The organism is Streptomyces spinoverrucosus, assembly GCF_015712165.1.
Lineage (GTDB): Bacteria > Actinomycetota > Actinomycetes > Streptomycetales > Streptomycetaceae > Streptomyces > Streptomyces spinoverrucosus_A.
Genome location: NZ_JADPZX010000001.1, coordinates 7382643 through 7396893 on the forward strand (window position 1 = coordinate 7382643; position 14251 = coordinate 7396893).

At 70.5% G+C, this 14251-nt stretch carries 12 protein-coding genes; 6 read left to right on the forward strand and 6 right to left on the reverse strand.

Translation table 11 applies throughout. From position 1 onward, the window contains the following. Window positions 1-15: 15 nt before the first annotated feature. From I2W78_RS33545 to I2W78_RS33565, 5 genes are all read right to left on the reverse strand, one after another. On the reverse strand, window positions 16-1398 hold the full coding sequence (locus tag I2W78_RS33545; protein WP_196464001.1) for a ferredoxin reductase family protein: 1383 nt from the start codon (window positions 1396-1398) through the stop codon (window positions 16-18). A gap of 80 nt (window positions 1399-1478) precedes the next feature. Beyond that, a complete protein-coding gene (locus I2W78_RS33550; RefSeq protein WP_196464002.1) occupies window positions 1479-2180 on the reverse strand; it encodes a L,D-transpeptidase family protein in 702 nt (233 codons plus the stop codon). Window positions 2181-2245: 65 nt separating this feature from the next. Next, complete coding sequence (locus I2W78_RS33555; RefSeq protein ID WP_196464003.1) at window positions 2246-3925, reverse strand: peroxidase family protein; 1680 nt, start codon at window positions 3923-3925, stop codon at window positions 2246-2248. Window positions 3926-4054: 129 nt separating this feature from the next. Continuing rightward, window positions 4055-4657 (reverse strand): pyridoxamine 5'-phosphate oxidase family protein, encoded by a 603-nt coding sequence (locus tag I2W78_RS33560; RefSeq protein WP_196464004.1) that lies wholly within the window; start codon window positions 4655-4657, stop codon window positions 4055-4057. A gap of 112 nt (window positions 4658-4769) precedes the next feature. Beyond that, window positions 4770-5624 carry a hypothetical protein gene (locus I2W78_RS33565; protein ID WP_196464005.1) on the reverse strand — a complete coding sequence of 285 codons (855 nt, stop codon included), beginning with the start codon at window positions 5622-5624 and terminating at the stop codon, window positions 4770-4772. 174 nt (window positions 5625-5798) lie between these two features. On the opposite strand from I2W78_RS33565, the gene I2W78_RS33570 reads away from it, so the two are divergent. The 5 genes from I2W78_RS33570 to I2W78_RS33590 all read left to right on the forward strand — a co-directional run bounded on the left by I2W78_RS33570 (window position 5799) and on the right by I2W78_RS33590 (window position 11824). Next, complete coding sequence (locus I2W78_RS33570; protein ID WP_196464006.1) at window positions 5799-6992, forward strand: argininosuccinate synthase; 1194 nt, start codon at window positions 5799-5801, stop codon at window positions 6990-6992. A 112-nt stretch (window positions 6993-7104) separates the two neighbouring features. Next, a complete protein-coding gene (gene argH / locus I2W78_RS33575; protein ID WP_196464007.1) occupies window positions 7105-8532 on the forward strand; it encodes an argininosuccinate lyase in 1428 nt (475 codons plus the stop codon). A gap of 153 nt (window positions 8533-8685) precedes the next feature. Next, window positions 8686-9657, forward strand: coding sequence for an aldo/keto reductase (locus I2W78_RS33580; RefSeq protein ID WP_196464008.1), 972 nt, complete (start codon window positions 8686-8688; stop codon window positions 9655-9657). An 89-nt stretch (window positions 9658-9746) separates the two neighbouring features. Next, window positions 9747-10298 carry a TetR/AcrR family transcriptional regulator gene (locus tag I2W78_RS33585; protein ID WP_196464009.1) on the forward strand — a complete coding sequence of 184 codons (552 nt, stop codon included), beginning with the start codon at window positions 9747-9749 and terminating at the stop codon, window positions 10296-10298. Further along, window positions 10295-11824, forward strand: coding sequence for an MFS transporter (locus I2W78_RS33590; RefSeq protein ID WP_196464010.1), 1530 nt, complete (start codon window positions 10295-10297; stop codon window positions 11822-11824). The genes I2W78_RS33585 and I2W78_RS33590 overlap by 4 nt, the downstream gene beginning before the upstream one ends. A gap of 134 nt (window positions 11825-11958) precedes the next feature. Here I2W78_RS33590 and I2W78_RS33595 read toward each other — a convergent pair whose 3' ends face one another. After that, on the reverse strand, window positions 11959-12633 hold the full coding sequence (locus I2W78_RS33595) for a lysophospholipid acyltransferase family protein (protein ID WP_196464011.1): 675 nt from the start codon (window positions 12631-12633) through the stop codon (window positions 11959-11961). A gap of 385 nt (window positions 12634-13018) precedes the next feature. Between I2W78_RS33595 and I2W78_RS33600 the strand changes: the two genes are divergently transcribed. Then, on the forward strand, window positions 13019-14191 hold the full coding sequence (locus tag I2W78_RS33600; protein ID WP_196464012.1) for a glycerophosphodiester phosphodiesterase: 1173 nt from the start codon (window positions 13019-13021) through the stop codon (window positions 14189-14191). Window positions 14192-14251: the final 60 nt, after the last annotated feature.

Below are 14251 nucleotides of genomic sequence, written 5' to 3' on the forward strand. Positions count from 1 at the left end.
CTGATGACCCGTCGCTCACATCTCGAACGACTCGTGATGGATACGGCGGGCGGGGACCCCCGCACCGCGCAGTGCCTCGTAGACGGACTGTGCGAAGCCGGGCGGCCCGCACAGGAAGACGTCGTGGCGGTCGATGTCCCCGATCTTGCGCTGCAGCGACTCCGCGGAGATGTCCGGACGTGCCCCGTCCGGGCTGTTGACCGCGTACATCAGCCGGGCGCCCCGCTCGTCGGCGATCTTCGCCAGCTCGTCCCACAGGGCCAGGTCCTGGGTGCTGTTGGCCCGGTACAGCAGGGTGATGTCACCCGCCGCGCCCGGCAGCGTCTCGAACAGCGCCCGCATCGGCGTGATCCCGACGCCGCCCGCGACCAGCAGCACCTTGCCGCGGCTGCGGCGCTGGGCGGTCAGCGCGCCGTACGGCCCCTCGGCCCACACCCGGGTGCCGGGCCGCAGCTCCCGCAGCCGGGTGCTGTGGTCACCGATCGCCTTCACCGTGATCCGCAGCATGTCCGGGCGGGGCGCCGCCGACAGCGAGTACGGGTGGGAGCTGAACCGCATGCCCGGAGCCAGGAACCGCCAGCGGAAGAACTGCCCCGCCTCCGCGCCCATCCGGTGCAGCTTCCGCCCGCCGATCAGCACCGACACGATTCCGGGCGTCTCCTCGATGACCGCCTCGACCCGCATCCGGTGCTTCAGGTTCAGCCTGATCGGGGCGATGATCCGGAACCACACCACCAGCGCGGTGACCGCCCCGTACAGCCCGTACCAGAACGTCTTCGCGGCGGGCTCGACGGCGAACTCGTTGCCGGTGCTGATCTGGTGCCAGAACGTCAGGTACACCGCCGCGTACGTCATCAGATGGACGTGGTACCAGGTGTCGTACGGCATCCTGCGGCGGACCGGGCCGATCGAGACGAAGCCGATGAGCACCAGCAGACCGGTGCCGATGGCGGCCTTGCCCATGTCCGGCAGCTGATTGACGGAGTCGATCGTCTGCTGGACGACGTCACCGAGGGTCTTGCCGGCCTGCAACGCGTAGCCCCACATCGTGAGGAAGACGTGCGCGATGACCAGGCTGAGGGTGTAGCGGCCGGTCATCGCGTGCCAGCGCGCGACCCGGTCGGAGCCCACCCGCCGCTCCAGCGCGGGCACCCGGGCCATCTGGAGCACCACCAGCGCCATCAGATATCCGGCGAGCAGCCCGGTGATCCGGCCCGCGCCCAGGATCCGGCCGGTGGTGTCGGCGACGGACGGGGTGTTCTGCCACCACAGCCACAGCACCGCGGCCGCACCGGCCCACACGGCGATCAGCAGCGGGACGGCGGGGGAGCGGCGCGGGCGGATGCGGCGCATGGTCTGACGCCGGGCGGCGCGGCCGCCCGCGAGCGTGGTGGTCACGGTTCCTCCGGGGACGGGGGCAACGGATTGTCGTGGTCCCTTGGCCCAGAGATACGTGTGCGGGCGGCCGTGTGTTCAGGTCAGTACCGGGTGATCGCGGTGGGCCCGCTCTCCGTCCCCACCGCGAGGTGCGGCCTGCCCCGGGCCTTGGCCCACAGCAGGATCCGCCGCATGGCGTCCTCCGGCACCGACACACAACCGGCCGTCGCTCCCTTCCCCCTGACGTGCAGAAAGATCCCGGCCCCGCGCCCGCGCACCGGCTTGTGGTAGTTGAAGCCGACGACCAGCGCATGCGCGTACAGCGGCCCGTACGACATCAGGTGCTCGGCCTCCTTCGCCCGGCAGTGGGCGGGGCGGGGCTCGGTCCAGCGGTTGTAGGAGCGCGAGTCGTTGTCCTGACACCACCAGGAGCCCGCGCGCACCGGCCGGTACCTGTACGTCGTCCCGCTCGGCGCCGCCTTGATCCCGAAGGCGTACGGCAGGGTGAACAGGCCTGTCGGTGTGGTGTTCGTGCCCTGCTTGCGCGCCTTCCCCTCGACGAGCCCCTTGGCCCCGAACCGGGCCGGCGCCGAACCGGCGCCGACCCAGCGTCCGTCCCGCCGGTCCCACCACGTCACCGTCCCCGTCGTCGAACCCGCCTCGGGAGCCACGGCGGTGATCAGCTGAGTGCCGGGGCCGGTGTCGGCCATGCGGTCGGGCAGCGCGGGCCGCTCGGCGGGGGCGGCGCCGAGGAGGCAGGCGCAGACGAGGACGGACACGGTGGCGGCGACGGCGGTGCGCATGCCCCCGACGCTAACGGGGGCTTTGCGCACCGGCAGTTCGGATGGTCCGTTCGGGCCCGGAACGGTCACGGCCCGAGCGGGTTGAGCAGATCCGCCCGCTCCTCGAAGGCGTACAGCAGCAGGTCGGTCATCTCGAACACGCCCTTGGCCCTGCGGTCCTGGACGGGGCTGAGGAAGGGCCGCCAGAAGGGGTCACGGACGATGGAGTGCCGGCTGCCCTCCATCGCGCGGTGGAACACCTCGGCGACGATGCGCCCGCCGACGCCGGTCAGCCGGCCGCCGCCGTTCACCTCGGCCTCGCGCAGCACGTAGAACCACAGCGGGCAGTTGTCGGCCAGCTGCCTGCGCAGCCCGTCGCTCAGCCGCGCCCCGTCGCGGTTGTCGAAGTCGGACGCCAGCAGCGGTTTGACGCCGAGGTGACGGGCCATCTGCTGACCGGTGGCGAGCCGCATCATGTTCGCCCGGGTGAGGTTGCGGAAGGCGAGGTTCAGCTCGATGGGATCGGCCGGCGGCCGGCCGCGTCCGCCGAACGAGCCGAGTGGGAGGTCGGCCAGCGGGTTGACCAGCAGCGTGTCGATGCGCTTGGTCAGGTTGAACTGCTCGCCGGGCACGCCCAGGTCGTCGCGGCCCGCCTCCCGGAAGTCGAACAGGCGCCGGAAGTCGGCGATCCAGTTGGTCGGCAGGCGTTCGAAGTCGCCCGCCTCCGGGTCCGCCGGGTCGGCCGGCGGCGGGGAGAGGATGCCGCTGGTGCCGGTGAACTGGAAGAGCAGCGGCAGGGTGCCCGCGCCGTTGTCGAAGACGCGGTTCCAGTTGTAGGCGCCGCGCACCATGCTGTGGCCCAGTCGGTAGGCGGCCACCGAGAACTCGACCGGCATCGTCGGGTGGTCGTACTCGCCGGGCGACGGCTCGAAGAACCGGCGGCCCTTGGTGAAGACCTCGTCGAGGACCGACTCGTCTACGATCCGGGGCAGGAAGTCGTGCCGCAGCATCCACTGGTAGTGCTTGACGACCGCCTCACGGGCCGACTCGAACAGCACCGCGCTGGACACGCCCTGACCGGCGAGCTCCATCGCGAACCGGTTGTGGAAGCGGATGAAGGCGCAGTGCAGCTGGGCGACCACGAGGTTCTCGTCGTTGCGCGGATCCGGGATCAGCGGACGCCGCCGCTCCGACTTCAGCGAGCCGGTGCCCACCCGGGGCAGGTCGAAGCCGCCGAGGGGCAGACCGGTGACCGGGTCGCCGCCCGGCACGCCCTGGGTGGTGCCGGTCTTCAGCCGGATGCCGTCGTCGTCGTAGAAGCGGCGGTCGAAGCGGTGGCCGGGCCCCAGCCCGTAGAGGCAGTCGAGGTCCAGGGCGGGCGAGCGGCCCTGAAGCAGTTGGCGGACCGTGATGTCGTCCTCCAGTTGGACCGCCGTGGCGTCCAGGGTGAGGTCGTGGTCCACGAGCTGGCCGAGGTAGGTGAAGCCCGCCGGCACCTTCGGGTTGCCGGAGTCGGGCTGCGGGCGCTCCGGGTCGGTCATCGCCCGGGCGAGCTCCGCCCGGGCGGCCCGGTCGAGCAGCTGGTTCTCCCGGGCCTGGGGTCCCAGGCGGGAGAAGCGGAACCTGCGCAGCGCGGCGACGGTGGACGGTGTCTGCGCCCGCGCAGGGCGGTCGTCGCCGGAGTCGGCGAGCACGCCCTCGCCGACGACGTAGAACGAGCTGCGGACATGGCGTTTGGTCTGCGGTTCGCGTGCCGGTCGGAACATCAATCCCCCATCTGTTCCTGATCCGTTGCTGTGGTCTGCCGCCCAGGCTAGGTGGGGGAAAGCGGCGGATGGAAGAATTCCGTCAAATATCCCGAACAGGGATGTGACGGTGTTCATTCAATAAACGGATCAAATCGGACGGCCGTCGTGCGTGACGGGAGCCAGCGGCAGTGGCACCCCGGGCAGCCCGTCCAGGCTCGTGGCGATGTGGTCCTTGCCCGCGAAGTAGGCGCTCAGCGATGCGGTGTCCTCACGCGCGAAGCGCCGGGCATGCAGCTCGCGATCGCCGTCGTACGTCATGAACGGCACCGCGAAACCACAGCTGTCCCGGATGAGTTCGGCCGTCACGACGACGATCGCGCGCAGCCCGTGCGCGCTCGCGTCGATGTCCGGGAAGTGGGCGAGCAGTTCCCCGAAGCGCGGATCGTCACGGAACACCGGCTCGCCCCGGCCGTGCACCCGGACGATGTTCGGCGGGCCCTGGAACGCGCACCACATGAGGGTGATCCGCCCGTTCTCCCGCAGATGCGCGACCGTCTCGGCCGTGGAGCCGGCGAAGTCCAGGTAGGCCACGGTGAGTTCGTCGAGCACGACGAACGAGCCCTTGAGGCCCTTGGGGGAGAGGTTGACCGTGCCGTCGCCGGAGAGCGGGGCGGTCGCGGTGAAGAAGAGGGGCTGCTCCTCGATGAACGAACGGAGTCTGCCGTCGATGCGCTCGTACGTCTTTCCCATGGCAAGTGATTATCCACGAAGTTAGTTCGCCTGCCTAAAGGATTTGCCAGGGCTGTTTCACCGAGGCCGCCCCGGCCGGCGCTCCAACGGGGCGGCCTCGGTGCCTGTCACGTCACTTGGTGAGCGTGCAGGCGGCCAGGGAGTTGAGTCCCTGGGGCTTGGCGGCCGTGCGGCCGATGGAGATGGCGATCCGGTCGATGGCCGCCGTCCGCTTGGAGGCGAGCGGGCCGAGGATGGCGTTCTGGACGAAGTTGGGTCCGCCCTGGCCGACGGTCTCCCGCAGGCGCTTGTCGGCCTCGGCGATCTGGGTGTTGAGCAGGGCGAGGTTGCGGTCGACCTCGGCCTTCGCGGACGCGGGGACCGCGGGGAGGCGGGACGCCACGTCGGGGCAGGAGATCGTGCCCGCGCCCGTGTTGCCGCCCCCGCCTTGGGAGGCGGGCGCGCTGGGCGTGGCGGCACCGGCGTTGCCGGCGGCGCCACCCGCGTTGTTCGTCGCGCCACCCGCATTGTTCGTCGCGCCGGCCGCGCCGAGCGTGCAGGTGGCGAGCGAGTCCAGGCCCTGCGGCCGGGCGGCGGTGCGGCCGATCGCGGTGGCGATGCGGTTGATGGTGGCGACCCGCTTGTCCTTCAGCGGGCCGAGGATGGCGTTCTGGACGAAGTTGGGTCCGCCCTGGCCGACGGTCTCCCGCAGGCGCTTGTCGGCCTCGGCGATCTGGGTGTTGAGCAGGGCGAGGTTGCGGTCGACCTCGGCCTTCGCGGACGCCGGGACCGCCGGGAGGCTGGGCGCCACCGCCGGGCAGCTGATGGTGCCGGCCGCCGCCTTCGTCGACGCCTGCGCCGCGTTGTTCTTGGACGTCTCCCCGGCCAAGGCGGAGCCGGCGATCACCGCCCCGGACAACACCACCGCGGAAGCGCCGCCGATCATCGCGATACGACGCTTGTGGTACTTCGGAAGAGCCCTGGACATGCGGAAGCCTCACTAGGGGTGTTCTGTGACTGATGGGGTGCCGGCGTTCGATGAGGAGTACGGGAAAGCGGTTTCGGATGTTCAGGCCGTGCGGAAATTTCATGCCCGATTGACGAACCATGCAGGCTCCTGCATACTCATGCATGTCAGCGAATGCAGTGTGAGGAGAAACCCGTGACCGAGCGCGTCGTACTCGCCTACTCCGGCGGTCTGGACACCTCCGTCGCCATCGGCTGGATCGCCGAGGAGACCGGCGCCGAGGTCATCGCCGTTGCCGTGGACGTCGGCCAGGGCGGCGAGGACCTGGACGTCATCCGCAAGCGCGCGCTCGCCTGCGGTGCCGTCGAGGCCGAGGTCGCGGACGCCAAGGACGAGTTCGCCGAGGAGTACTGCCTCCCGGCGATCAAGGCCAACGCCCTCTACATGGACCGCTACCCGCTGGTCTCCGCCCTTTCCCGGCCGACGATCGTCAAGCACCTCGTCGCCGCCGCCAAGAAGCACGGCGCCACCACGGTCGCCCACGGCTGCACCGGCAAGGGCAACGACCAGGTCCGCTTCGAGGCCGGCATCGTCGCCCTCGCCCCCGACCTGAAGTGCATCGCCCCGGTCCGGGACTACGCGATGACGCGCGACAAGGCCATCGCCTTCTGCGAGGAGAAGAACCTCCCGATCGCGACCACCAAGAAGTCCCCGTACTCCATCGACCAGAACGTCTTCGGCCGTGCCGTCGAGACGGGCTTCCTGGAGGACATCTGGAACGCCCCGATCGAGGACATCTACGAGTACACCCAGAACCCGGCCGCGCCGCGCGACGCCGACGAGGTGATCATCACCTTCAAGGAGGGCGTCCCGGTCGCCATCGACGGCAAGCCCGTCACCGTCCTGCAGGCCATCCAGCAGCTCAACGAGCGCGCCGGCGCCCAGGGCATCGGCCGGATCGACATGGTCGAGGACCGGCTCGTGGGCATCAAGTCCCGCGAGGTGTACGAGGCCCCGGGCGCCATCGCGCTGATCACCGCCCACCAGGAGCTGGAGAACGTCACCGTCGAGCGTGAGCTCGCCCGCTACAAGCGGCAGGTCGAGCAGCGCTGGGGCGAGCTGGTCTACGACGGCCTGTGGTTCTCCCCCCTCAAGCGCGCCCTGGACGGCTTCATCAACGAGGCCAACCAGCACGTCTCCGGCGACATCCGGATGACCCTGCACGGCGGCCGCGCGGTCGTCACCGGCCGGCGCTCCGAGGCGTCGCTGTACGACTTCAACCTCGCGACCTACGACACGGGCGACACGTTCGACCAGTCCGCGGCGAAGGGCTTCATCGACATCTACAGCCTGTCGTCGAAGATCGCGGCGAAGCGGGATCTGGGCTGATTCGGGCTGGTTGCTGTGGGAGGGGAGCTGCGGGCCCGTTGTGGCTGGTCGCGCAGTTCCCCGCGCCCCTTTGAGGGCGTTTTCATCACCCAAATCTCGAGGAGTGCACGTAGTGAGCAGTAACAGCGGTGACGTACGGCTGTGGGGTGGCCGTTTCGCCGACGGTCCCGCCGAGGCCCTGGCGAAGCTGTCCGCGTCCGTCCACTTCGACTGGCGGCTCGCGCCCTACGACATCGCCGGTTCGCGTGCGCACGCGCGCGTGCTGCACAAGGCGGGGCTGCTCACCGAGGACGAGCTTCAGCGCATGATCGCCGGGCTGGACCAGCTCGAAGCGGACGTGGCCGACGGCTCCTTCACCGGCACCATCGCCGACGAGGACGTCCACACCGCCCTGGAGCGCGGCCTGCTGGAGCGTCTCGGCCCCGACCTCGGCGGCAAGCTGCGCGCGGGACGGTCGAGGAACGACCAGGTCGCGACCCTCTTCCGGATGTACCTGCGCGACCACGCCCGCACCATCGGCGGCCTGATCGCCGACCTCCAGGACGCACTGATCGGCCTCGCCGAGGCCCACCCGGACGTGGCGATGCCCGGCCGCACCCACCTCCAGCACGCCCAGCCGGTGCTCTTCGCCCACCACGTCCTCGCGCATGTGCAGTCGCTGTCCCGGGACGCCGAACGCCTGCGCCAGTGGGACGAGCGGACGGCCGTGTCGCCGTACGGCTCGGGCGCCCTCGCGGGCAGCAGCCTCGGTCTGGACCCGGAGGCGGTCGCCAAGGACCTCGGCTTCGAGCACGGCAGCGCCGCCAACTCCATCGACGGCACGGCCTCCCGCGACTTCGTCGCCGAGTTCGCCTTCATCACCGCGATGATCGGCGTCAACCTCTCCCGGATCGCCGAGGAGGTCATCATCTGGAATACGAAGGAGTTCTCCTTCGTGACCCTGCACGACGCCTTCTCCACCGGCTCGTCGATCATGCCGCAGAAGAAGAACCCCGACATCGCGGAGCTGGCGCGCGGCAAGTCCGGCCGCCTGATCGGCAACCTGACCGGCCTGATGGCCACCCTCAAGGCCCTCCCCCTCGCGTACAACCGCGACCTGCAGGAGGACAAGGAGCCGGTCTTCGACTCCATCGACCAGCTGGAGGTCCTGCTCCCCGCCTTCACCGGCATGATGGCCACCCTCACCGTGCACCGCGAGCGCATGGAGGAGCTGGCCCCGGCGGGCTTCTCCCTCGCCACCGACATCGCCGAGTGGCTGGTCAAGCAGGGGGTGCCCTTCCGGGTCGCGCACGAGGTGGCCGGCGAGTGCGTCAAGGTCGCCGAGGCCGAGGGCAAGGAGCTCGACGAGCTGACCGACGAGCAGTTCGCGAAGATCTCCACCCACCTGACACCGGAGGTCCGCTCGGTCCTCAACGTGCCGGGCGCCCTGGCCTCCCGCAACGGCCGCGGGGGCACGGCACCCAGTGCGGTCGCGATCCAACTGGCAGAGGTGAAGGCAGACGTGGCCGCCCAGCACTCGTGGGCCAATGAGAAGCGGTAAGGGGAACGCCCTTCAGGGGCGCGGGGAACTGCGCGACCAGCCACAACACCCCCGCACCCGCCGAACCACGGCGCGAACCGAGCTCTGAAGCGAAGGTCGTCGCGGGTTACGTTGGTCGAGAGCCGTACCGGAACCGACCGACCGGAGCCCGCGATGCCCTTCGCCCGACTGGCAACAGCAACGACCCCCACCTGCCACATCGGACTCGGCCTCGCCGCCGTCGGCCGCCCCGGCTACATCAACCTCGGCCGAGACCACGACCTCGGAGAGGACCGCAGCGTCGAGACGCTGCGCACCCGCACCCACGCCCTCCTGGACGCCGCCTACGCCCAGGGCGTGCGCTACTTCGACGTCGCCCGCTCCTACGGCCGCTCCGAGGAGTTCCTCGCCGACTGGCTGAACGCCCACCCCGAGATCGACGACATCGTCGTCGGCAGCAAGTGGGGCTACACCTACACCGCCGACTGGTCCACCGACGCCGAGCAGCACGAGGTCAAGGACCACAGCCTCGCCACCTTCGAACGGCAGCGCGCCGAGAGCACCGAACTGCTCGGCGACCGGCTCGACCTCTACCAGATCCACTCGGTGACCCCCGACAGCCCCGCCCTCACCGACAAGGACCTGCACGCCAGGCTCGCCGAGGCCGCCGCCCAGGGCCTGACCATCGGCTTCTCCACCAGCGGACCCGCGCAGGCCGACGCGATCCGGGCCGCGCTGGAGGTGACCGTCGACGGCGAGCGGCTCTTCCGTACCGTCCAGTCCACCTACAACGCCCTGGAGACCTCGGCCGCCCCCGCCCTCGCCGAGGCGCACGACGCCGGGCTCACGGTGATCGTCAAGGAGGGCATGGCCAACGGGCGGCTCGCGGAGCCGTACGCGCCGGACGCGCTGAAGGCCGTGGCGGCGGAGACCGCCCTGGGCTGCGATGCCGTCGCCCTGGCGCTGATCCTGCGCCAACCGTGGGCCGGCGTCGTCCTCTCCGGCGCCGCGACCACCGTCCAGCTCGCCTCCAACCTGCACGCCGCCGTCGTGGACCTCGACGACGACCAGCTGGCGCGGCTCGCCGAGCTCGTCGAGGAACCGCAGGCGTACTGGGAGCGGCGCGGGCAGCTGCCCTGGCACTGAGAATCCGGAAGGCCCCCGTCGCCCCTCGTAGGTGAGACACTCACGCCCACCGTGAGACAAAGTTGTCTCACATGGGCTACGGTTGTCTCATGGCCGTCGACAGAGAGCACGTACTGCGCAGTGCCGCAGCCCTGCTGACCCGCAAGTCCACCGCGACCATGGACGAGGTCGCCAAGGCCGCCGGGATCAGCCGGGCCACGCTGCACCGCCACTTCGCCGGGCGCGACGCGCTGGTCCGGGCGCTGGAGGCGCTCGGCATCGCCGAGTGCGAGGCCGCGCTGGAGGCGGCCCGGCTGGACGAGGGCAGCGCGAGCGACGCCGTACGCCGGCTGGTGCGCGAGATCGAGTCCGCGGCCGGCCTCCTCGCGTTCCTCTACACCGAGAACCAGCTGTTCGAGGGCGAGGAGCAGAACGCGGGCTGGGCCAGGCTGGACGCCCGGATCGCCGCCCTGTTCCGGCGCGGCCAGGCGCGCGGCGAGTTCCGTATCGACCTGACCCCGGTGTGGCTGACCGAGGCGCTGTACGGACTGATGGCCTCGGGCGCCTGGGCCGTGCAGGAGGGCCGGGTCGCCGCCAACGACTTCACCCACATGATCGCCGAGCTCCTGCTCGGCGGCGCGACACGGAGAGAGGAATCATGACCAGCACCCTGCGGCCGGCGAACGTGAACGAGGCGGTGAAGCGCCCCGGCCGCTGGCTCGCGCTGTCCGTGCTCGTGCTCGCCGTGCTGCTGGTGGCCGTCGACGCCACCGTGCTCGGCCTCGCGACCCCCTTCATATCGGAGGACCTGCGCCCGTCCGGCACCCAGTTGCTGTGGATCGGTGACGTCTACTCCTTCGTGATCGCCGGTCTGCTCGTCTCCATGGGCAGCCTCGGCGACCGCATCGGCCGCAAGCGGATCCTGCTGGTCGGCGCCACGGCGTTCGGCGCGGTCTCCGTGCTCAACGCCTACGCGACGACGCCGGAGATGCTGATCGTGGCGCGGGCCCTGCTCGGTGTCGCGGGCGCGACCCTGATGCCGGCCACGCTCGCCCTGATCCGCAACCTCTTCCACGACCCGCGCGAGCGCAGCCTCGCCATCGGCATCTGGGGCGCCACCGCGTCCGCCGGTACGGCGGTCGGTCCGATCGTCGGCGGTTTCCTGCTGGAGCACTTCTGGTGGGGCTCGGTCTTCCTGATCAACCTGCCCGTGATGGCGGTCCTCGTCCTCGTCGGCAGCAGGCTGCTGCCCGAGTCGAAGAACGCCGGCCCCGGTCCCTGGGACCTGCTCAGCGTCCTGCTGTCGCTGATCGGCATGATCAGTGTGGTGTACGCGATCAAGGAGGCCGCCACGCACGGGCTCGCCTGGGAGACGCTCGCCGCGGGCCTGCTGGGCGCCGCCGCGCTCTACGGCTTCGTCCGGCGCCAGCTCACCCTCCCGGCCCCGCTGCTGGACATGCGGCTGTTCCGCAACCGCGGCTTCAGCGGGGCGGTCCTCGCCGACCTGCTGACCATCCTCGGCATGTCCGGCCTGGTCTTCTTCCTCTCGCAGTTCCTGCAACTGGTGCAGGACCGGCGCCCGTTCGAGGCGGGCCTGGCCGAACTGCCCGCCGCGATCGGTGCGGTGGCGGCCGGTCTGGTCGCCGGGCGGGCCGCCCGCCGGTACTCGGTGCGGGTCGTGGTGGCGGGCGGACTCGCCGCCGTCGGCCTGGCGCTGGGCGCACTGACCCTGATCGGCCGGCACACCGGGTACCCGCTGCTCGGGACCGCCCTGCTGGTCGTCGGCGTGGGCGCCGGGTTCTCGTTCACGGTGACCGCCGACGTGATCCTCGCCTCCGTGCCCAAGGAGCAGGCGGGCGCCGCTTCTGCCGTGTCCGAGACGGCGTACGAACTCGGCGCCGCCCTCGGTATCGCCCTGCTCGGCTCGATCGTGACCGGCGTGTACAAGGGCTTCGCCGCGCCGGCGGGCACCCCTGAGGCCGCGCACGAGTCACTGGGCGGTGCGGTCGAGGTGGCCGCGGGCCTGCCCGCCCACACGTCCGCCGAGCTGCTGGACGCGGCCCGGGAGTCCTTCGTCGAGGGCCTGACGATCGCGTCGGGTGTGGGCGCGGCGGTGCTGCTCACGGCGGCGGCGGCCGCGTGGTTCCTGCTGCGGGGACAGAAGCTGGAGGGGACGGTCGAGCACTGACGGCCGTACGGCTTCAAGTCCGTGTTCGGCTTCGCCTGGAGAACGCGCCCCTTCAGGGGCGCTGTTCCAGGGGCGCGGGGAACTGCGCGGGCAACAACAAACCACCCGCACCCGGCGAATCCCCGCGCCGCCCCTTACGCGGCCTCTTTCGCCTTCGTCGCATACATGTCCACGTACTCCTGCCCGGACAGCCGCATGACCTCAGCCATCACGGAATCGGTCACGGCCCGCAGCACATACCGATCCCGGTCCATCCCCTCGTACCGGGAGAACTCCATCGCCTCACCGAAGCGAACGGTCACCCGGGCCGGCCGCGGAAACCCCGCCCCGCCCGGCTGGATCCGGTCCGTGCCGATCATCGCGAACGGCACGACGGGCGCGCCCGTCATCAGGGTGAGCCGCGCGATACCGGTGCGCCCTCGGTACAGCCGCCCGTCGGGAGACCTCGTGCCCTCGGGGTAGATGCCGAAGACCCTGCCCTCCTCCAGGATCCGGCGCCCCGTCATCAGCGCCGCGACCCCGCCCTTGCCGCCGTCGCGGTCGACCGGGATCATGCCGACGCCGGTGAAGAACCACGCCATCAGCCGCCCCTTGAGGCCCCTGCCGGTGACGTACTCGTCCTTGCCGATGAAGAACACCTGACGGTCGCAGACCAGCGGCAGGATCATCGAGTCGATGAACGTGAGGTGGTTGCCGGCCAGGATCACCGGGCCGTCGCCCGGAATGTGCTCCACACCCTCCACCCGGGGGCGGAACATCAGGCGCATGATCGGACCGAGCACTGCCTTGATGAGCGCGAAGCGGGACAACGGGCCCTCCGGAGTCGACGGATTCGGATTCGTTATGAGTCTGTGCAGGTGAGGACGATACTCGCGGCCCCCGGGCAAGCGCACATCGGGGACATCGGGTTCACCGAGGTCTTACGCACTGTTGACGCACGTTTACCTGCGGTGGCCCGCCGCAGCCTACGCGTAACCCGGCGGCGACGATGTGACCGACATCGCGCGGAGGCGATGTCGACCGGCTACCCCGCGGCGCGCCGCCGAAGCCGACGGCTCGTCATATCGGCCCGACCTACGGTTCTCATACGACATCCGTCGTCAGCCATGCGTTCGAAATGAGGCCTCCCGGCTGACACGTCGACACCCCTACCATCTGCGAGCACCATCGAGATGCACGGCAGGGAGGCCGCTGATGGGAACCCAGAAGTCGAACGAGCAGCCGCAGGATCAGGCGCACACCGGGCGACGGGCGCTCCTCGGTGCTGCCGTGCTCGGCGCGGGCGGAGCCGTCCTCGGTCTGTCCGGCACGGCGAGAGCCGATGCGCGTCATGGAGGCCGAGGAATGAAGAGCCTGCCCGTGCCGACGATCGTCGCCCACCGCGGCGCCAGCGGCTACCGTCCCGAGCACACCCTCGGCTCGTACCAGCTGGCCCTCGACATGGGCGCCGACATCGTCGAGGCCGGCGACCTGGTGCCCACCAAGGACGGTCACCTCGTCTGCCGGCACGAGCCGGAGATCGGCGGCACCACGGACGTCGCCGACCACCCCGAGTTCGCCGACCGCAAGAAGACCAAGACGCTCGACGGCGTGCCCACCACGGGCTGGTTCACCGAGGACTTCACCCTCGCCGAGCTGAAGACCCTGCGCGCCACCGAGCGCATCCCGGCCAACCGCCCGCACAACACCCTCTACAACGGCCGCTGGGAGATCCCCACCTTCGAAGAGGTGCTCCAGTGGCAGGACGAGCAGACCCGCAAGCGCGGCAAGCAGGTCTGGATCTACCCGGAGCTCAAGCACCCCACCTACTTCCGTAAGCTCGGCCTGCCCCTGGAGGAACGGGTCGCCAAGCTGCTGCGCAAGTACCGCAGGGACCGCTGGAACTCGCCGGTCATCCTGCAGTCCTTCGAGCCGACCAGCATCCAGCGCCTGCACAAGCTCGTCGACAACCCCCTCGTCGTGCTCCTGTCCGGCGCGAGCACCCGCCCCTGGGACTTCGTCGAGAACGGTGACCCGCGCACCGTCGCCGACCTGATCAAGCCGGCCGGCCTGCGCGAGATCGCCTCCTACGCCCAGGGCATCGGCCCCACCCTCGACCTGATCATCCCGAAGGACAGCGCCGGCAACCTCACCCGGCCGACCACCCTCGTCGCAGACGCCCACAAGGTCGGCCTCAAGCTGCACCCCTGGACCCTGCGCAACGAGAACCCGTTCCTGCCGGCGAACTTCCGCAAGGGCACCGACGCGGACGCCTACGGCGATGTCTTCGGCGCCTACAAGGCGTACTTCGCCACCGGCATCGACGGCATCTTCACCGACCACCCGGACACCGGACTGCTGGCCCGCGAGGCCTTCGTCAACAACTGAACCGTCCCACCCCGGTCGGGGTGACAGTCGGCCGCCCGGGCAACCCGCCGCCCGGGCGGC

What these genes read in the sequence shown, in the direction of transcription:
- I2W78_RS33555 (WP_196464003.1), bottom strand. Translation starts at nt 3,925, where the DNA reads ATGTTCCGACCGGCACGCGAACCGCAGACCAAACGCCATGTCCGCAGC.
- I2W78_RS33585 (WP_196464009.1), top strand. Translation starts at nt 9,747, where the DNA reads ATGGCCGTCGACAGAGAGCACGTACTGCGCAGTGCCGCAGCCCTGCTG.
- I2W78_RS33560 (WP_196464004.1), bottom strand. Translation starts at nt 4,657, where the DNA reads ATGGGAAAGACGTACGAGCGCATCGACGGCAGACTCCGTTCGTTCATC.
- I2W78_RS33600 (WP_196464012.1), top strand. Translation starts at nt 13,019, where the DNA reads ATGGGAACCCAGAAGTCGAACGAGCAGCCGCAGGATCAGGCGCACACC.
- I2W78_RS33550 (WP_196464002.1), bottom strand. Translation starts at nt 2,180, where the DNA reads ATGCGCACCGCCGTCGCCGCCACCGTGTCCGTCCTCGTCTGCGCCTGC.
- I2W78_RS33580 (WP_196464008.1), top strand. Translation starts at nt 8,686, where the DNA reads ATGCCCTTCGCCCGACTGGCAACAGCAACGACCCCCACCTGCCACATC.
- I2W78_RS33590 (WP_196464010.1), top strand. Translation starts at nt 10,295, where the DNA reads ATGACCAGCACCCTGCGGCCGGCGAACGTGAACGAGGCGGTGAAGCGC.
- I2W78_RS33565 (WP_196464005.1), bottom strand. Translation starts at nt 5,624, where the DNA reads ATGTCCAGGGCTCTTCCGAAGTACCACAAGCGTCGTATCGCGATGATC.